The sequence below is a fragment of the Psychrobacter glacincola genome (assembly GCF_965118485.1).
Lineage (GTDB): Bacteria > Pseudomonadota > Gammaproteobacteria > Pseudomonadales > Moraxellaceae > Psychrobacter > Psychrobacter glacincola_D.
This window is the reverse complement of sequence record NZ_CBCPJH010000006.1, coordinates 62,728-83,174: the sequence shown is the minus strand read 5'-3', so window position 1 is coordinate 83,174 and position 20,447 is coordinate 62,728. Positions and strand designations below refer to the sequence as shown.

The 20,447-nt window shown below is 42.3% G+C and carries 14 protein-coding genes; 7 read left to right on the top strand and 7 right to left on the bottom strand.

Translation table 11 applies throughout. The features are described 5' to 3' along the window. Positions 1–24: 24 nt before the first annotated feature. On the bottom strand, positions 25–4,038 hold the full coding sequence (gene purL, locus ACMHKH_RS03290; protein WP_413519241.1) for a phosphoribosylformylglycinamidine synthase: 4,014 nt from the start codon (positions 4,036–4,038) through the stop codon (positions 25–27). Between the two features lie 474 nt (positions 4,039–4,512). Here purL and ACMHKH_RS03285 point away from each other — a divergent pair, with 474 nt between their 5' ends. Both ACMHKH_RS03285 and ACMHKH_RS03280 read left to right on the top strand, forming a co-directional pair. Beyond that, positions 4,513–5,016 (top strand): pyridoxamine 5'-phosphate oxidase family protein, encoded by a 504-nt coding sequence (locus tag ACMHKH_RS03285; protein WP_413519240.1) that lies wholly within the window; start codon positions 4,513–4,515, stop codon positions 5,014–5,016. A gap of 370 nt (positions 5,017–5,386) precedes the next feature. After that, positions 5,387–5,881: a pyridoxamine 5'-phosphate oxidase family protein gene (locus ACMHKH_RS03280; RefSeq protein ID WP_413519239.1), complete on the top strand. Its 495-nt coding sequence runs from the start codon at positions 5,387–5,389 to the stop codon at positions 5,879–5,881. Positions 5,882–6,044: 163 nt separating this feature from the next. On the opposite strand, the gene ACMHKH_RS03275 is transcribed toward ACMHKH_RS03280, so the two are convergent. Both ACMHKH_RS03275 and pgsA read right to left on the bottom strand, forming a co-directional pair. After that, entirely contained in the window at positions 6,045–6,842 is a 798-nt protein-coding gene (locus tag ACMHKH_RS03275; RefSeq protein WP_413519238.1) for a hypothetical protein, read from the bottom strand. A gap of 236 nt (positions 6,843–7,078) precedes the next feature. Then, positions 7,079–7,759: a CDP-diacylglycerol--glycerol-3-phosphate 3-phosphatidyltransferase gene (gene pgsA, locus ACMHKH_RS03270; protein WP_413519237.1), complete on the bottom strand. Its 681-nt coding sequence runs from the start codon at positions 7,757–7,759 to the stop codon at positions 7,079–7,081. 617 nt (positions 7,760–8,376) lie between these two features. On the opposite strand from pgsA, the gene ACMHKH_RS03265 reads away from it, so the two are divergent. Next, entirely contained in the window at positions 8,377–8,760 is a 384-nt protein-coding gene (locus ACMHKH_RS03265) for a DUF2511 domain-containing protein (protein WP_413519236.1), read from the top strand. 243 nt (positions 8,761–9,003) lie between these two features. On the opposite strand, the gene ACMHKH_RS03260 is transcribed toward ACMHKH_RS03265, so the two are convergent. Both ACMHKH_RS03260 and acs read right to left on the bottom strand, forming a co-directional pair. Continuing rightward, positions 9,004–10,167 carry an NAD(P)/FAD-dependent oxidoreductase gene (locus tag ACMHKH_RS03260; protein WP_413519235.1) on the bottom strand — a complete coding sequence of 388 codons (1,164 nt, stop codon included), beginning with the start codon at positions 10,165–10,167 and terminating at the stop codon, positions 9,004–9,006. 299 nt (positions 10,168–10,466) lie between these two features. Then, on the bottom strand, positions 10,467–12,428 hold the full coding sequence (acs, locus tag ACMHKH_RS03255; protein ID WP_413519234.1) for an acetate--CoA ligase: 1,962 nt from the start codon (positions 12,426–12,428) through the stop codon (positions 10,467–10,469). A gap of 468 nt (positions 12,429–12,896) precedes the next feature. On the opposite strand from acs, the gene ACMHKH_RS03250 reads away from it, so the two are divergent. Together ACMHKH_RS03250 and ACMHKH_RS03245 are read left to right on the top strand one after the other, a co-directional pair. After that, positions 12,897–14,198, top strand: a complete 1,302-nt coding sequence (locus ACMHKH_RS03250; RefSeq protein ID WP_413519233.1) for an NAD(P)/FAD-dependent oxidoreductase — start codon at positions 12,897–12,899, stop codon at positions 14,196–14,198. 245 nt (positions 14,199–14,443) lie between these two features. Further along, positions 14,444–15,397 carry a pirin family protein gene (locus ACMHKH_RS03245; protein WP_413519232.1) on the top strand — a complete coding sequence of 318 codons (954 nt, stop codon included), beginning with the start codon at positions 14,444–14,446 and terminating at the stop codon, positions 15,395–15,397. Positions 15,398–15,513: 116 nt separating this feature from the next. On the opposite strand, the gene ACMHKH_RS03240 is transcribed toward ACMHKH_RS03245, so the two are convergent. Then, positions 15,514–16,617, bottom strand: coding sequence for an alkene reductase (locus ACMHKH_RS03240; protein WP_413519231.1), 1,104 nt, complete (start codon positions 16,615–16,617; stop codon positions 15,514–15,516). Positions 16,618–16,948: 331 nt separating this feature from the next. On the opposite strand from ACMHKH_RS03240, the gene ACMHKH_RS03235 reads away from it, so the two are divergent. Together ACMHKH_RS03235 and ACMHKH_RS03230 are read left to right on the top strand one after the other, a co-directional pair. Further along, complete coding sequence (locus tag ACMHKH_RS03235) at positions 16,949–18,076, top strand: hypothetical protein (protein ID WP_413519230.1); 1,128 nt, start codon at positions 16,949–16,951, stop codon at positions 18,074–18,076. A 100-nt stretch (positions 18,077–18,176) separates the two neighbouring features. Further along, positions 18,177–19,292 carry a hypothetical protein gene (locus ACMHKH_RS03230; protein ID WP_413519229.1) on the top strand — a complete coding sequence of 372 codons (1,116 nt, stop codon included), beginning with the start codon at positions 18,177–18,179 and terminating at the stop codon, positions 19,290–19,292. A 132-nt stretch (positions 19,293–19,424) separates the two neighbouring features. On the opposite strand, the gene ACMHKH_RS03225 is transcribed toward ACMHKH_RS03230, so the two are convergent. Then, positions 19,425–20,321: a DMT family transporter gene (locus ACMHKH_RS03225; RefSeq protein ID WP_413519228.1), complete on the bottom strand. Its 897-nt coding sequence runs from the start codon at positions 20,319–20,321 to the stop codon at positions 19,425–19,427. Positions 20,322–20,447: the final 126 nt, after the last annotated feature.

Sequence of the window (20,447 nt, the reverse complement as noted above, 5' to 3'; positions counted from 1 at the left end):
TTCTAAAGAAACTTAGCCTATATCTTAACGCAACCAAGCACGCGCATTACGGAACATACGCATCCACGCGCCGTCCTCATCCCACGCTTCTGGCTTCCAGCTATGATTGTAAGCACGTAGAGTACGCTCAGGGTGCGGCATCATGATGGTAACGCGACCGTCAGTGCTACACAGACCCGTGACACCGCCGATCGAACCGTTTGGATTGAGCGGATAAGTCTCAGTTGACTGACCTTGGCTATCGACGAAGCGCATGGCAAGCTGACCGTGTTTTTCCATACCGTCGATTTCGGTAGCATTTAGCGTGGCATAACCTTCGCCGTGTGCAACAGCGATGGGCAAGATGCTGTCTTGCATACCTTTAAACAAGATAGACTTAGTGCGCTCGACTTTGACATTGACCGTACGCGCTTCAAAGCGAGCCGATTTATTGGCGATAAAGCGTGGGAAGTTTTCCGCGCCTGGGATCAAGTCTTTTAACTGCGCCATCATCTGGCAACCGTTACAGACACCGAGTGAGAAGGTATCAGGGCGGGCAAAGAAGCGCACAAACTGCATGCGCAATTCGTCATGGAACAAGATAGAATTTGCCCAGCCAGAGCCTGCGCCCAATACGTCACCGTAGCTAAAGCCACCACAAGCGACCAAACCATCGAAGTCACGTAGATTGATACGACCACTGAGTAAATCGCTCATGTGGACATCGACCGCTTCAAAGCCTGCTTGGGTAAATCCTGCTGCCATTTCCGTCTGACCGTTGACGCCTTGCTCACGGAGGATAGCAACTCTTGGCTTAGTGTCGCGGCTATTTAAGTACGGTTCTTCAACTTTTTGATTAAGGTTAAAGTTTGGCGCAGCGATAAGACCTTTATGATTGACGTCGCTAATCAAGTCATACTCTTGTTGGACGCAAGCGGGATTGTCACGGCGGCGCGCGATTTGATAGCTGACCTGACTCCACTCGCACTGCAACTCGCTACGGCTAAAGCGTAAGGTATCATCACCCATATGCAAAGGCGTTTGAATGATTAAGCTGTCTTCTTCAGTGCTTTGACCAACAAGGCTTAGCATGTCGCTGACATTAAATTCTTCTGCCATTTGCATTAAAGCGGCGACATTTTCTGGCAATACCTGAATGACTGCGCCAAGCTCTTCACTGAACAATTGACCGAGTAAGTTGTCATCAGTCAACGACAGTTTAACGCCTTGACGGCTGGTAAACTGCATCTCAGCGATAGTTGCTAGCAGACCGCCATCACCGATATCGTGATAAGCGCTGATGACGCCTTGGGCGTTACCGGCTTGGATAAAGTTAAAGAAGTCGACCAAGTCGCTCGGCTGCGTTAAATCTGGGCAGTCATTACCTAATTGGCTTAAGGTTTGCGCAAGGATTGAACCGCCTAGACGTAGCTTGCCTTTAGACAAGTCAATACGGTAGAACGCGCTGTCGCCATTGATTAACTCAGGCGTTAAGGTTTTTGCTACGTCTACGACAGGCGCAAAAGCCGTAATCACAAGACTCATTGGTGAGACCACTGATTTATCTTGGCTGCCGTTCTCGTCTTCATCTGTCCAATTGGCACGCATTGATAGCGAGTCTTTACCGACTGGAATAGCGATACCTAGTGCTGGACATAACTCTTCACCAACGGCATAGACCGCATCAAACAATGCAGCGTCCTCATTATCATCGCCACATGCTGCCATCCAGTTTGCTGACATCGTGATATCAGATAGCTGATTAATACGCGCACCAGCGATATTGGTAATCGCTTCACCAACTGCCAAACGTGCAGAAGCTTTTGGGCTAATAAGTGCAACAGGCGTGCGTTCGCCAACACTCATCGCCTCACCGCTCATTGGCTGACCATCTAGCGCAATCAAGCCTGATGCAGTAACGGCGCAATCGGCAACGGGCACTTGATAACGACCAACATACTGATCACGCACGACCATACCAGTAATAGAACGATCACCAATGCTAATGAGGAACGACTTGCTAGCGACCGTTGGATGACGTAGCACATCTTTGATGGATTCAGCTAGATTAACCTTGCCTAGCTCTAATGCTGGTAAGCTAGTCTTTTGACGCTCAAAGCTACGCTTCATCTGCGGCGTACCACCAAGCAATACTTGCATTGGCATATCAACTGGCTGTTCCGCTAATAATTCATCATCAACGATCAGCTGACGAATATCCGTTGCTGTACCCAAAATCGCATACGGGCAGCGCTCACGTGCGCAAATGGCATCGAACTGGGCTTCACTTTCAGGGCGAATCGCCAATACGTAACGCTCTTGCGCTTCGTTTGACCAAATCGCCATTGGTGACATGCCAGCTTCTAGCGATGGAATTTTACGTAGATTAAGTATTGCGCCCATTTCGTGGTCATTGACCAGCTCAGGCATGGCATTTGATAAGCCACCAGCACCGACATCATGGAGAGAAACAATTGGGTTGCCATCTTTGCCATTGTTACTCGCATCAACGTCATTACCCGCTAATGCCCAGCAGCGATCCATCACTTCTTGACAGCGACGCTCCATCTCAGCGTTGTCACGCTGTACAGAGGCAAAGTCTAAGCCTTCATCTAATGAACCACTATCAACAGAAGATGCTGCACCGCCACCTAGTCCAATTTGCATCGCAGGGCCACCAAGAACGATTAATAAGTCACCTTGCTGAATAGAATTCTTTTCAATGAGGTTACGTTTGATATTACCATAACCACCTGCCAGCATAATCGGCTTATGATAGCCGCGCATTTGGCTGCCATCTTTTGCCGCTGAAGTATCTAACTGAAAGCTGCGGAAATAACCACATAGGTTTGGACGACCAAATTCATTTGAGAAATTAGCTGAGCCTAAGGGCGCTTCCGTCATAATCTCAAGACTGGTTGCCATGCGATCAGGTGTACCATAACCTTGCGTACTTAATTGACCTGATTGCTCCCATTTTTCGGCAAGCTCTGGAATATGTAGATGCGATACGTGGAAACCTGTTAAACCAGCTTTTGGCTTACCACCGCGACCAGTTGCGCCTTCATCACGAATCTCACCGCCCGCACCGGTCGCTGCACCCGCATAAGGAGCGATCGCCGTTGGATGGTTATGAGTTTCGACTTTCATTAAGATATCGATTTCTTCTTGATGGAAATCGTAAGGATGAGCAGCATTTACGTCGGTTGCGTCAGTAGGAACGGGATAAAAGCGCCAGCCCTCAGAACCTGCCATTACCGCAGCGTTGTCTTTATAAGCCGACAAGATACCTTGCGGATTCGCTTTATAAGTATTCTTAATCATCTGGAACAGTGACTTTGGCTGTACTGCGCCATCAACCGTCCATTCAGCGTTGAAAATCTTATGACGGCAATGCTCAGAGTTGGCCTGCGCAAACATCATCAGCTCAACGTCAGTCGGATTGCGCTTTAGCTCATTGACATAAGCATTCATTAGATAGTCGATATCTTCGCTTGATAACGCAAAACCAAATTCTTTATTGGCAGATTCAAGCGCTGACTGACCTTGTCCAATCACATCAATATGATTTAGTGATGCTGGTTGTCCATCGTCGAACAATTTATTCACGTCGTTCAAATCGTAAACCAAGCTCTGAGTCATGCGATCAAATAATAACTGCTCAGCGACTTTAGGCAGAGTTGCGCTCAGCTGACTTTCACTAACGTCGCCGTCAATCGTTAGGGTATAAACAATGACGCGCTCAACACGCTTAATCGCAATTTCACAATTATTAAAAATATCGGTCGCTTTACTTGCCCATGGCGAAATCGTACCAAAACGCGGACCAACAATGACTTGTAGTTGATTGTCTTGCGGGGCTTCAAGTATAGTCGTGCTGTCAACCGCAAGTAAATCCAACGCTTTTTTATGCTCATCACCTTTGAGTTCGTGTGATAACACATACACTTGCTGGGTATGAATGTGGCTGACATTTAGCGCGGTTTTTTGCTGAAACTGACTGATGAGTTGCTGCGTCTGAAAATCGGTAAGAAACGGTTGTCCGGCGATGGTCATCATAAAGGCATATTCCATAGGATATAGGCAATAACAGGCATCTCTGCCATGCTAAGTAAATGGTTCGCGTATTATAACAAGAAGCCCTGTAATAAGCAGTTCTAAACCAAGATAAATTACTGATAACTTCAGTAATAATCCTACTAAATAACGACTATCCATTGAGCAACTATTAAGCAAATAACTATTCGGCATGGATAATTAAGTATCAGACAGTTAGACAAGAGACTGTCAAAAACAGCAAGCTTTGTCGTATGGCGTCACAATTTTTACCTAAAACTTATAGTCCTTACAAACACTCACATCGCCTTACTGGCAGCCTATATAAATAGAGTGATAGTAATCGCTATTCTAGTTAGCAGTAGTTAATAGGTTGCTGCTCATAAATATAAATACGAGCACAAGCTTATTCAAACTGACTAAGTTAAGAGATACATAGCTATAAACGCAATTTTTATAATAAAAAGGGAAATCACCATGAGTAATATGACTAAACAAGAGCAAATTGATAAGATTCAAGACGTTATCAAAGACGTTAAATTTTCTATGATGAGCACAACCAATAAAAAAGGCGATATTCATGCCTGGCCAATGACAACTAATGAAGTTAACCTGAATAATAAAGAAATTTGGTTTATTGGCGACAAGTCATCGGACGTAGTAAAAGACATCAAAGACGATGCAAGAATTGGTCTCAGCTATGCCACTCAAGATGAGAAAAACTATGTCTCGGTTAGTGCTAATGCAGAGTTACCAGAAGACAAAGCTAAGTTAGACGAACTATGGTCGCCTGTCTATGATGCATTTTTTGCCAATGGTAAAGAAGATGAGAACGTGCAGTTAATTAAAGTCGTACCTCATGGTGCAGAGTGCTGGATTAGCGGCAGTACTGTCGTGAATATGTTTAAAATGGCTGCAGCTGCATTACAAGACGGTAAAACTGCAGAAGATATGGGTGAAACTTTTTCAGTGACTTTATAAATTCAGTAACTTTATAAATTCAATGACTTTATAAAGTAGTCTATATAGTCAATTCTAAATAAAACAGATACATGATATTTTTACGCGAAACTGGAATAAATTTCTCTGGCTTGCTGTGCCTGCGCCGACAGAGGCTGCGAAAAATCCATTTCAGTTCCACTGTATCGTTTTTATAATGGACTCATTATAGGCTAAAACATAAGTCAGAATATATTAGTCCGTTGAAAGTGGCGTACGGTTATTAAGAATGAGAGTCTTTATAAATATAAGCATAATAAATATAAGCTCACTCTAATAATAGTACATCACATCATGATCAATATTTATAGCAATATTTCATAACGCATTCATAACCACAAGGATAAATATTATGAGTAAACAAGGACAAATGGATAAAATCCAAGCGCTGGTGAAAGATGTTAAATACACCATGATAACTACTCGTACCAGCGACGATCATTTACATTCTTGCCCGATGAATACCACCGAAACTAGTATTGGTGCTAAAGAGATTTGGTTCATTGGTCATACACCATCTGAGACTGTTGAAAATATTAAAAAGCATCCTGAAGTAAACCTTGCCTACGCAACCCAAGATAACAAAGACTATCTGTCTATCGCAGGTAAAGCCGAATTGGTTGACGATAAAGACAAGCTCGATGAATTGTGGTCAACTATTTATAATGCTTACTTCGAGCATGGCAAAGAAGATCCAAAAGTGCAGTTGATAAAGGTAGTACCGCACGGTGCAGAGTATTGGGCTAATGGTAATTCATTTGCTAATGTATTTAAAATTTCTGCGGCGGCGGTAACAGATACGGCTGTTGGTGATAGTTTGGGCGAAAATTTCTCAATAACGCTATAGTCTTTATCTTTCGCTAAAGTTTAATCTTTATTAGCCATGAAAATAATTTACTAAAAGAGTTATTTTATAGCAGGATAAAACAATAAAAAACGCCAGTAGCGATATGCTTACTGGCGTTTTCTATTATTCATTTAGTCAGGTATTAATCATGCATTCATCACGGTTATTGAGGAGGTTTTGCATAGCCATTATCTGCTGGATAAGCTTGTGGCTGTTTTGATTTAGGCTGAGGCTTATATTTAGGTTTAGCAGGATCATATAGCTCATAAATAACGGTACCAATAATTCCTGTATTCTCTATAGAACCGCTATCGGTGTTAGCGGCATAAGCATTGTTTGGTTTGCTAAAAATAAAGGAGGCAACCGCACTTTCACTTTTTCGGAAGCCCTCAATCACCAACTCATCATTGGGTCTTAACACATAACCACCATCATAACGACTCGCCGTACTGCCATCAACGACATTTAAGCCGTCGACACTGGCAACAATTTCATACGTATTGGCGCTATTATTATGATAAACCAAACGATAAGCCTGACCTGCCTTTCCTTGTAGATAGTAGTTACTACCATCACGATAAAGGGGTAATTTGCCGTTGTCAGTGGCAGCTGAAAACTCAACTTTCCCAGCCAGCAACGACATACTATTTACCGCACGCCCCTTATAATTCTTGTCTGCATAAGAGACCTGCATTTGTGCAATGGGCTCCTCACTGACACGGCTTAGATCCACGGTGGTCACTCTTGAGTCAACATCATCGCCCCACTGAGTACCTAAACGTTCTGATTCAGCAGCATCCTGTACTGACTCCGCTTGTATCGAATCGGCTTGCTTTGACTGCGATTGCGTACTTTGCGCTGCTTCTGCGGTTTCTTTTTGCATGGTTGGCGATGACGAACAACCTGCAAGTAGTGCCAGCAATAAAATGGCAGCGCCGGACTGTTTCTTATGCAATATCATATCCATATCCTTATTTGAATGATTTTACGTCATAGCTATACAATGCATTTAAAATGCTTAATTTTTTAAGTATATCTTAAGCCTAACTATAATCACAGAATAATCAATCAGCCTATAAGACAAAAACAATCAAATATAGTTAACTAATAAATACAGACAATAAAAAACGCCAGTAGCTTATACGACTGGCGTTTTTTATTGTCTGTATTTATAATTTTAGTATTAAGAATTTACCATTAACCGCTCTGTTTTAAATACGGCCAAGCAGCTCTTAGATAGATCATCATTGACCATAAGGTTAAAATCACCGCAGCAACCATCAACACATAACCTATCATTTCAAGTGATTGCCAGTTTAATAGTAGAACAGTGATGGCGATCATCTGAAAAGTTGTTTTTAGCTTACCAACATAAGACACTGCTACACTAGTGCTTTTACCCAATTCTGCCATCCATTCACGCAATGCCGATACGGCAATCTCACGTGAGATAATCACAATGGCTGCAATCGCCATAATGATATTCGGATGCCACTGCACCAATATAATCAGCGCTGCTGCAACCATAAGCTTATCAGCAACGGGATCCAAAAAGCGACCAAAGGCTGATACCACATTGAGCTTGCGGGCAAAATAGCCATCAAGCCAATCAGTAATAGCGGCAAGAATAAAGACACCCGTTAATAATAAGTGACGCAATAGACTATCGCTAAAGTCGCTCATTCCGACTTTTGCAATCACGTTATCCGAAATTGCCGGCATGCCAATCCCCATAGCAGGCGGCCAATAGGCAATAGCAACGAATAGCGGAATCATCAAGATACGCGCAATCGTTAGGTTATTGGGCAAATTAAAAATACTTTTGTTATTCTGCGTACTTGACGGCTCCTGCGGATGCAAATTCGTGCTCTCAGTCATGGCAAACCCAGTTTAATATCGACCTAATAATGACAGATAGCTTAACATTTTTCGCTCAAGTCGTCATGCCATCTGTGTAGGTATCATTTATACTGCATAGACATTACTAGAATCGAGTGTTTTTTAGGATTGATTGCGTATATTTATAGCATTCACTAGCAGATATTCAGCTTTTTATAGGTGCTCTATTATAAAGATACTTTAATAACAATGAGGATATAGATAGCGCTAATATTAGAATCGATCAAAACGTAATGACATGTAAGCAAGCTTAGGCAAATAGCTGAATTTGGGTTACTATAGGCGCAATACAGTTGTACACTGAAATTTGTAAGTAGATGTAAGACTGTCTTGAAATATTGCTTTTTAAGCATATATTAATGATAAGAGCAGTCGCATAATAATAAAAATTTATAATAATTTACTTGTGGCTTATGTTTTTTATTAAGCAACATGATAAGTTTTCCTCAGTCCACGGTATCTCCTCCGTGGGCTTTTTTTTGCCTGCCTTTTACCCTATTAATCAAAAATAATAGCTCACTCTATAGTCCATAAAATCACATAATTTCTTTAGAAGATTGGTATAAAATCCGCTGATTAATAATAAGGAATAACAAGTGTCTAAATTAAAATACCATCTATTAATTGCTGCTGCTCTTGTAGTTGCTTTAACCGTTGCCGCTATGACTATCATTATTATGAATATTGGCGAAATCTCTGACCCTTATGTAAATGAAGGTCTTATAGATAAAGAAAGCTTTGAAGGTGAATGGCCATTCACCGTAGAGAAAGGCGTGCTTAGATGCGACAGTGCTGGACAAGATAAAGCTGTCTCATTCAATACTGCAGATGGATTAATTTACGCCCTTAACGATGCTGCAGAAACGTATTCAAGTAAGAATAGTTTAGGCTGGCAGCCTATCAATACTGCCAGTATTAAAAGCACTGATAGCAATATAGACGATGTTATTAAATCAGGCTTAACACTTTGTATCGAGTAATATTTCGGACAATAAATAACCCACTAATTCAATGGGTTCTTGATGCTCATTCATAAAACTGCACTCTAACTGCAAACTTCCTTAGACTGACTGATCTTACCATTAACACGAACAAATTTACTATTTCGACAATGCGATACACTATCTATGCATTATATCGATATCAATATTAATATCAAATCCAAACATAGCTTACCTTCTTTTATTTCTTATCACTGCTTATTTTTATCATATTGATTTAGCTTAGAGTGCATTGTCAATCGTCTCGACTGTTTGCTTAGCTGCCTGATAGCAGCTTTCGATATTACCTTTTCCACACCAATCACCACTGACAATCCATTGCTTCTCGTTATCAACCAATATGCCCAATTCTGCTTTATTGCTATTTGTAATAGTCGCAGCATAACGCCAACGATGACAGTCTACTTGGCTAGGTATACTGCCCGCATTCCAATTTAAAGCTTGCTTGGCGGCTGCAAGCAATTGCGCTTTTATGGTTTCCATATCGTCATCGACGTGCTGCTCTGACCAATCATTACGAGCATGAATAGTCACACTAGGCAATAGCTCGTCATGCGCAGGCTTTTGATGTTCAATAAAAATACGATCGATTATAGAATCTTGCACATAGGCCACATCCCAGCAATTTTCTTGAGTATTTAAGCTAGCTGGCAATATTCGACTTTCATCCCAACCTAGCATCAAGGTATAGCAGGCTTGCATCTGTGCTTCGGTAATTTTCGCTTGCTCACTAAAACCACTATGTGCCATTAATTCCACCGCCTGAGCATTTGGTGCCGTACAAATCACCCAATCAAAGTAGCCAAGACTGTTGCCATCTTCATCGAACAGCTGCGTTTCGTTATTAGTATCATTTTTTTCTATAGAGTGCTCTTTGCTTAATGGCGCCACACGGGTTTTAAAGTTTATGCTCGTATGCTCTAGTCCATCAGCTAAGGCACGACCCCAACTGGTCATCTTTGGTGTACTGATATAACGAGCTTGGGTGCTATTCCATTGTTCTTTTTTTTGTGTATCAGCAGTCTGCACGGCGTCATGCGAAGGTGTTAAATCTACTACATTGGCACACCACGGCTGCAATAAATCACTCTGTAGCCAAGGCTTAATAAACTGCTGAAAATCGGCACTTTTAGCGGTAAAAAACTGCGCACCAAATGCCCATTGCCAATTTTTAGCAGTAGCACTGTCCGTGCGGTAACGGGTGGCTAAACGACCGACGCTGCGGGATTTTTCAAAAATAACAATATTTGGTACGACCGAGTTGCGGTTATCACCAGTAAAAGCGCGCTCCAATAAAGTGGCCGTAAATAAACCGGTTAGACCACCGCCAATAATGGCAATTTTCGGCATTGATTGTTCAGTAGTATGCAAAGCAGAATCAGTCATGATGACAGTAAACCTTATGAATTATTGGGCAATATAATAAAAGAGTACAACACTACTGGGATTAATTATTCGTAGCCTCTATTTGCGTAGGCACAATAAGCAAGAAAAACCAATCCCAGTAGTGCTTGATAACATTTGTATTTTTTTATTTAGGACGGATGACAATATACCAGTAAAAAGCCATGCTATAAAAATAGCATGGCTTTTTATAATTTTTATATCTTAACGTACAGTCACTTTCAAACACTACTTATATGTAAAGCGCATTCATAAAGCGCATTCATATTGCACCATTAATACTACTTTGCTCGTTCGGTTTTGACTACTTCGACCAACTCATTAATCACTGAACTATCCGCTAAGGTCGATAAATCGCCCAGTCCGACATATTGCCCTGCTGCAAGGTTACGCAGAATACGGCGCATAATCTTGCCAGAGCGGGTTTTGGGTAAAACATTGACCATATAAATAGTGTCCAAGTTGGCAATCGGACCAATCTCAGAACGCACATGGCGGTTCAATTCTGCCTTGAGTGAATCCGTTGATGTTTCACTAGACTTGAGTATGATAAAGGCGCAAAGACCGGTGCCGCGAATATCATGCGGCATCCCTACTACTGCTGCCTCTGCCGTCGCTGGATGCGCAACTATCGCGCTTTCAATCTCTGCTGTGCCTAAACGATGCCCTGAAACGTTAAGTACATCGTCGACACGTCCAGTAATCCAATAATGACCATCTTCATCACGCTGTACCCCATCGCCGGTAAAGTAATAGCCAGGATATTCAGTAAAGTAGGTTTTTAAGAAGCGTTTATGGTCATTATAAATAGTGCGCATCTGACCGGGCCAGCTACTATTAATAACCAAATTACCTTCAGCAGCACCTTCAAGTGCTGTACCATCAGTATCAATGACTTCAGGTCTGATGCCATATAGCGGATTCATCGCCGCGCCTGGTTTAAGCGCTGCTGACCCCGGTATCGGTGAAAGCATAATACCGCCTGTTTCGGTCTGCCACCAAGTATCGACAATTGGACACTTACCACCACCGACGAGATGATAGTACCAATCCCACGCTTCAGGATTAATCGGCTCGCCAACTGTACCCAATAAACGCAGACTTGAGCGATCCGACTCACGGACAAAGGTGTCACCCTCTTTCATCATAGCTCTGATAGCTGTCGGCGCGGTATACAAAATGGTAATTTGATGTTTATCAATGATATGCCCAATACGTGCCCAAGTCGGATACTCTGGCACGCCCTCAAACATCACTGTCGTAGTGCCATTGGCAAGTGGCGCATAAGTCGCATAGGTATGACCGGTTACCCAACCGACGTCGGCAGTACACCAATACACATCATCGTCTTTGATATCAAAAACATCACGAAACGTGGACAGTGCATAGGTGAGATAGCCACCTGTGGTATGTACAACACCTTTAGGCTTGCCTGTTGAACCAGAGGTATATAATAAAAATAGCGGGTCTTCAGCATTCATGACTTCAGGCTCGCAGTGCTGCGATTCACCGTCGATTAAACTGTGATACCAGATATCGCGGCGACCACTCATCGGCACTGAGTTGCCTGTACGATGGACGACAATGACATTAGTCACGCTGTCCGTACCATCCATGTCTAAAGCACGGTCGACATTGGCTTTGAGTGGCGTCCGCTTATTTCCACGGATACCTTCATCAGCGGTAATGACCAGCTTAGACTGGCTATCAATAATACGATTACCCAAACTCTCAGCAGAGAAGCCACCAAAGACCACTGAGTGCACTGCACCAATACGCGTACACGCCAGCATCGCCACCACCGCCTCTGGTATCATCGGCATATATAAAGTGACGCGGTTACCCTTTTTAACCCCAAGCTTACGCATAGCATTACCTAAGCGGCAAACGGCTTCATGCAGCTCTTTAAAGGAGATGATTTTATGGAGCGATGGATGATCACCTTCCCAAATAATGGCAGGCTTGTAAGGGTTGTTTTTGAGGTGACGATCGAGACAGTTAACAGAAATATTCAGCTCGCCGTCTTCGAACCACTTGATATGAAAATCCTCTAAATCATAGCTGACGTCACTAATTTTGGTGGGCTTTTTTATCCAATCAATCAGCTCAGCACGCTTTGCCCAAAAGGCATCCGTGGCCTCAGATGACGCAATCGATTGCTTATATTGTTCAGTATACTGTTTGTCTGTGATATTGGCCGCGGCGAGGAATTCAGCGGCAATTGGGAATGATTTTTGGGTCATTATCTTTATCCTTTTTTAATTATTATGACCTGTAATAACCGGCGCTGATTACGAAGGCTTGCACAGGTGATAAGGGTCATCTTCCATAATTCTCACACTCAAAGACAGTTTGACAAATATGCCGAATGGTTGCAAGACATCAACCACCAATCACAACAATTGCATAGCACACCCGCCTACTTGACTAAACAGGTTATATTTAAACTTTTCTGACTTGCTGTTTGCTTTGCACTACAGAGTACTACGAAAAACTTATCCCAGCAGCGCTGTATTATTTTAAAGTGATTGCACTACAACAGTTTTATTTGCGATGACAGTGCTATTTAATCCTTGTAACCTGATATAAAACGTGGACAATAGCAACCTGATATCAAGTGCTGCCAATGGCATCATCCAAGCTCTATTCTTTATATGAAAACAGGCTTTATAAGTCTTATTCCCCCTTTTTTAAATCAGGAACCACCGACCATGGACAATCACCATACTGCATCGCAACACCCTCATTATGATGTCATTATCATTGGCGCTGGTGCGTCAGGGTTGTACTGTGCGCTGACAGCAGGTCGCCGTGGTCGCCGCGTATTGGTGCTCGACCACGCTAATAAAGCAGGCAAGAAAATCCTGATGTCAGGTGGCGGGCGCTGCAACTTTACCAATTACTTCGTTGAGCCTGAGCATTTTATCGGTAGTAATCAACATTTTTGTAAATCAGCACTCAGTCGTTATCCTAGCTGGGAATTTATTGGCATGGTTGAACAGCATAAAATCCCCTATCACGAGCGCGAACACGGTCAGCTATTTTGTGATGATTCGGCGCAAGATATCTTGACCATGCTACTTGATGAGTGTGCAGCGGTTGGCGTACAAGTAAGGCTTAATACTCAGATTGAAAGTGTACAAGTGCTCGAAAATAATAAAAAGGCACGCTTTCAATTATTGACCAGTAAAGCGCTCAGTAAAAAAGACAAGCAAGCGCAGAAAGACTCGGCAAACCCGACCAAACTTCCGCAAACGGGCTTTCGCTGCGAATCATTAGTAGTAGCAACGGGCGGCTTATCCATTCCAACCATGGGTGCGAGTAGTTTGGGCTATGAATTAGCGCAGCAATTTGGTCATACCCTTATCACAACTGATGCCAGCTTAGTTCCCTTTACCTTTACCGATAAAACTGGCGAGCTGATTCGTACACTTGCTGGTATCAGTCTGCCAGTCATTGCCAGTAATGAGCGCATATCATTCAAACTACCGCTGCTATTTACTCATCGCGGACTCTCTGGTCCTGCCATGTTGCAACTATCAAACTATTGGCATACAGGCGAAACTATCAGTATTAACCTATTACCTGACATAGATATGACCGCGCTATTGCTTGCTCATAAAAAATCACACCCTAGACAACTTATCCGTACGGTTTTTGCAGATTATACGGATAGCGCATTGCCTAAAAAGCTATTGGCAGCGTTACAGACGCATTTATGGGAAGATATCAAAGAGACTGAGCTTGCCAATATTAAAGATGAGCGCTTGATAGAACTTGGCGCAACGCTCAACGGCTGGCAGCTTAAACCTTCTGGCACCGAAGGCTACCGTACCGCTGAGGTCACACGTGGCGGCATTAAAACCGATGAAGTCTCATCAAAGACTATGCAGAGCAATTATCAAAATGGCTTATATTTTATCGGTGAGGTGCTCGATGTCACAGGCTGGCTTGGTGGCTACAACTTTCAATGGGCATGGGCCAGTGGCTTTGTCTGCGGTGAGGTTGTTTAACACTTAATATGATTTTAACCGATTTTATGAATCGAGCGTCATCAAATCAATGCTTATGAGCAAAGCTATCTCAGGTATATTTATTCTATATTTAACAGTCTATATTTTTGGTTTGATACTTGATAATTGTAAATATAAACGCAATATAAACCTAAATAGATTTAGAATTACTTAATAGTAGCCACTTCATTATTATCAAAAAATGATTGATAGTAAATAACAGGCTTAAGCTTACGAGGTGCGATATGCGTTCAATCAAAAATATTCATAGTGATAAAGAATCACATTGGGTTGGTGACGGTTTTTATGTAAAAACCTTGGTTAATCACCTTGAGGATAATCCTGATTTTAATTATCGTCATACTGATCCGTTTTTATTATTAGATTATTCCAAACCAACCCATTTTAAGCCAAATCCGAATTATGATTCGCAGCCGCACGGTGTCGGACAGCATCCGCACAAGGGCTTTGAGACGGTCACTATCGCCTATGCTGGTGAAATCAGCCATGCCGACTCTACAGGTGGCTATGGGGTTATTCAAGAAGGCGATGTGCAATGGATGACCGCAGGTCGCGGCATTATGCACGAAGAATTCCATTCGCCAGATTTTGGACGACGTGGTGGCGACTTTAGCATGGTGCAATTGTGGGTCAATTTGCCAAGCGCGCACAAGCTAACTGATCCTAAATACCAAGCTCTTAAACGCGCTGACCTACCTATGATTGATTTAACGGCCAATGAGAGTGGACGTGCTATTGGCAAAGTCGCAATTATTGCCGGCGAATGGCAAAGCACATCAGGCGCGGCAAGCACTTTTACCGCTATCAATATGTGGGATATTGCCTTGCATAGCGCAGGGTCAACGACGCTGCAAGTACCAAGCACCCATAATGTTATGTTATTGGTACAAGAAGGTGAGCTGCTTATTAACAATACGCCTGTGGCAGCGGGTAGCCTAATCCAATTTGCAGCGCCTACTCAAATTGAGCACGAACCTACACCGTCCCATGATACGATTGAACTCAATTTTCCTACTACTGCCACTGACGGACAAGCGTCAAACCCCGCTAAATTACTGCTGTTAAGTGGCGAGCCTATCGGTGAAACGGTAGCAGGCTACGGACCATTTGTAATGAATACCCAAGCGGAGCTAAAACAAACGTTTCGTGATTATCAAACTGGTAACTTCGGTAAATAGTCAAAGCAAATAGTTAAGATTTACCCATTAAAAAAGCCACCTGACTAAAATAGTTAGATGGCTTTTTTAATGGGTAAATACTCACTCTATAAGATAGAGTAGTAACTGCTAAATACTTACGCTTGGTTTAAAAATGGATAATCGGTATAGCCTTCTGTGCCGCCACCATAAAAAGTTTGCGGATGCTGTTCATTAAGCGGTGCGCCTGCGCGGATACGCTCAGCCAAATCAGGATTGGCAATATAGTCACGACCAAAAGCAACCGCATCAATGTAACCCGCCTTGATATTTTTCTCCGCTTTTTCAGCCGTATAACCACCGGCAGCGATAATCATCTGACCAAAAGCATCACGCACGCGCTGACGGAAAGCATCGCTATACGGTGTACCACCTGCCCAATCAGGCTCAGAGAGATGCAAATACATCAGACCGCGCTTATTGATTTGCTCAATCAGCCAAATATTTTCATCTTCATGATAACCAGCTTCAACGTTATTAAAGGTACCAAGTGGTGAAATACGAATACCAACATGGTCAGCATCCCACGCATCGACACAAGCATCAATCACAGCCAGCATTAAGCGCGCACGGTTCTCACGGCTACTGCCATATTCATCATCACGCTTATTGGTATGCTCAGCCCAAAACTGATGTAACAAATAACCATGCGCGCCATGAATCTCTACCCCATCAAAACCCGCAGCTTTGGCGTTTTTGGTGGCAAGACCGAAGTCAGCAATCACTTGCTGCACTTCCTCAAGTGATGCTGCTCGTGGTGGAGTGGCTTCAACGCGAATCGCTTGGTTATTACTATCACGCAATGATGTACGCACACCAACATCGATATCAGAAGCTGAAATAGGCGCTTTACCATCAGGCTGAACACTTTCATGGGCAACCAAACCCGTGTGCCATAGCTGTACGACAATTTTGCCACCTTTTACATGGACATTATCGACGATGGTTTTCCATGCTGTCGTTTGGTCTTCGGTATGGATACCGGGCGCGCCAGCATAACCTTTTGCCTGAAAAGATACCTGCGTTGCTTCGGTAATCACAAGCCCTGAACCGCTACGCTGCGAATAATATTCGCTGGCAAGCACAGTTGGGATATCACCTGGCTCGACTGAACGTAAGCGGGTCAAGGGTGCCATAATAATACGGTTTTTTAATGTTTGAACGCCCATTTTAACGGGTTCGAATAAGTTATCGTGTGCCATAAAAAGCCCTGTTTATTGTTATGAAGCGGTTGTTATAAAATCCTAGGGATAGGTTTATTAAAATAAGTAAATAGCGCTTGGGATTGTCAATATACGCTACTCTAATTTGCTCAGCTGCTATCAGCTAGTATTGGTAAGTCGTGTTCTTTATAGGGGACTGATTAAGTATTTCCAAGTAAAACTTACAAACAAAAACACCCCTAACGCTATCGCTTTAATTTTTAAAGCGCTATTATTTATGCAGTCTTATAAGCTTATTAAGCTATTAGAATGAGTGATATTAATTTTATTTTTTATTGTTAATTTTTAACTTATCTAAAGGACATGACCTATGCAAAAATCCCTGTTGTCACTCGCCGTTGGGATAAGCCTGCTATTGACGCTCAGTGCTTGCCAGCCAAAATCAGCAGTAGTGCCTGAAGTAGAGGCAAAAGACAGTACCGACCAAATCAGTCAATCATCCGTAGACAAGTCGACTAAGCCTGCGATTGCTAATAACTCAGCGGTAGATGCCAAGACCTGCTTAGCACTCAGTGACGCCATGCAAAAAGTAGATAACACTAGTAAAATTGAAGCCATTTATGCCATTCAAAAACCGCTTAAATCCTGCTTGCCAACCGCTAGTAATGCCGAAGTATTAAATTTACTAAAAGACTATCAAGCGATGTATAACCGTTTTTTATGGGATGATAGTGATATTAATGACGAAAAATTTAATAACGATTTTTTTGACGTGATGAATGCCTTAGAGGAAGGTAAAAAAGCGCCGGAAGAAAAACTAAAAAATCTAAGCCCACGCGTACAATACTTGATTGGACTCATCCAAAATGACGCTGATGTCAGAACTCGTAACTTAGGTGAAGGGTTCTACGCTTTCGATCATGATTTGAAAGCCATGGCAGATATATTTACCCCTTATCTACGCCAAGACCAAAAAGTATTTATCCAGCAGATGGCAATAGAGAATCAAGATATCTTTTTGAGTGATGCCGCCATTACTACCTCTTTTGAAGAGTTGGTTGAGCGGGCGGTGTTTTGGGAAGATTATATAACGCGCTATCCAAATGGCTACGCGGTAAAAGATGCCAAAACCATACTAGACTCGTATCGCTATTTCTTATTTTTTGGCACAGACAATACCCAATGGACGGATGATGATATCCGTGGGTTTCTGGAACCAGAGTATAAGCAGACGATGGTTGCACTCAGCAAACGTCCCGATAGTGTCTTGGCAAAAGATGCAACAAACTATCTTAACTTTATGGCGTTATCCGATAGCAAACGTCAACAGCACTATCCAGCGCCTAGTACCGATGAAGATGGTTACGAGATGCATGAAAGGACAATGACCTACTATCGATTAAATCAAGCAATGCAGATACCATCTTTTTGGAATACTAATGGTGATAATAGAGATTGCTCAAACGGGGTGATTTGCCAAGATGAGCGTCTTGACTAACAATGCGGTAGAAAAATATATTTTGGCGAGCTCAGAACCACAAAAATGTGCCAACAATCATTCGCTACTGTTTTTAGCCTTTATTTAAAGGATGGTTCGCATGCAAAACACCCTATTCTCTCTCACCATAGTAATGAGCTTGCTGGTTGCCTTAAGTGGTTGTCAACCTAATGTAGAAATGCCTGCTGAATCAAATGACAGGCAAAAATTAGAGCAAAACAATCAACAACCCTTAAGCATAGAACAATCTAAATCAGCAGTGGTCACAGAGCCAGCGATAGACGCAAAAACTTGCTTGGCGTTGAGTAAATCTATGGAAAAGATAGATGACACGAGCAAGATTGAAGCTATTTATGGTATTCAAGAACTATTAAAAGCCTGCCTACCCACAGCCAGTAATACTGAGGTTTTGAGCTTATTAGAGAATTACCAAGCGATGTATGAGCGTTTTTTACTCACAAATGAGACGATAGAGGATAAGAATTTTAATATCGTTATGGAAATAGCAGACGAAGGCAAAAAGGTGCCCGAGCCTCTATTGAAGACTCTAAACCCAAAACTGCAATATCTCATTAGATTGGTAGAGGACGACGCTGATGTACGTGTCATATATCAAGGTGAAGGCTATTACGAATTCACTCATGACCTACAGGCAATGGCAGATATATTTACCCCTTATCTGCGCCAAGATCAAAAAGCGTTTATTGAGCGACTGGCAATGGATAATCAGAAAATATTTTGGTTTGACGCGGCGATTGCCTTTTCTTTGCAAGAGTTGATTGAACGCGCACAGTTTTGGGAAAATTATCTGGCGCTTTATCCAAAAGGCTACGCACATCAAGACGCCAAACATTTATTTGAGATATATCGTTATTTACTAGTGTTTGGTTCGGAAAATACGCAATGGACAGATGACAGCATTCATGAGTTTTTAGATCCAGAATATCGACCGTTAATGCTCAAATTAGCCAGACGTCCCAATAGTGTTTTAGCTAGAGACGCTCAAGCTCTGTTAGACTTTATAGCGCTAAGCGATAGTCAGCGTCAGGAGAAATACCCTACCCCCGATATGGATGAAAATAGTGATGAGATGAGTGAGTGGGCAATCGCTAGTTACCAAAAAGCAGAAGCGTTATCGCTTCAATCACCGTGGGAAACAGGTGCCAAGAATTGCATGAATGGCGTTTTTTGCGTAGAAAAAGACGCTGAGGAATAATACTAAGTGAGTATTGGCGGTATTAATACAACCTAATCAAACGCTTTTAATATAAAAAAACCTACTTAAAAGAGTAGGTTTTTTTATATTAAAAGCGTTACTTAACTTCTATTATTTTTACGACTTTAGCTTTTATGACTTTAACATCTTTTTAAAAGACAGCTCTAGCGACAAATAAGTACCAAACAATATCACCATTGAGCCAATAATCGCAGGCGTATCTAACGCTTCACCCAGCAATAAATAACCCAAGATAATGGCAAAAATAGGAATCACTAAAGTAATACTGGTCGCCCGCACAGGACCAATACTTTTAATTAATTGATTCATAAAAATCAGCGCAATAGCCGTTGAAAATACCCCGATACAAATCACAGCAACCCAAGCCGTAAAGCTGATACTTTTGCCATAAGGGAACTCATAAACTGCCACAGGCAGCATAATCACACTGGCGATAATGAGCGAGCCTGCGGTAATTGCTACTGGCGAGACTTTTTCTAAGTAATTTCTGGTGATATTTGCTCCAGCCGCATAGCCAACACAGGCTAATAAAGCATAAGCCATTGGTAATAACGCAGAAGCCGAGGAAGCACTCTGTCCGCCAAACAAGCTTTCACTCATCAAGATGATGACACCGATAACACCAATGACCAGACCAAGTATCTGTTTTCTTGACAATTTATCTTTAAAAAAGGTGCTGGAGATAAAACCACTCATCATCGGCACAGAGGCATTGAGTACCGCTAAGACGCCAGCATTTACTGAACGCGCCGAAAAGGCAAATAGGATAAAGGGGATAGCTGCGGAAAACATCCCGACAAGCGTCAGTGCTTTCCAATTTTCACGGATACCTTGCCGATTTTTCTTTTTTAATAACACAAAAACCAGCATAGTGAGCCCAGCCAATACCACACGTAGGCTAGCAAATGCCAACGAGCCAAATTCAGGCACGCCGATACGGTAAAAAATAAAAGACAGCGACCACATAAAGGACAGTGTCACAAAGATAATGAGGTCGCGGTTGGACATGAGTAAACCTTATCAAGCGTTAGACGGCACGAGCTTCTTTATAAAAAACGTATCTTTATAAAGAAGCTCAGTCGTTAAAAGTATCTTGTCGTAAAAAAAACCACGATGATAACTTTTTAATCGCTT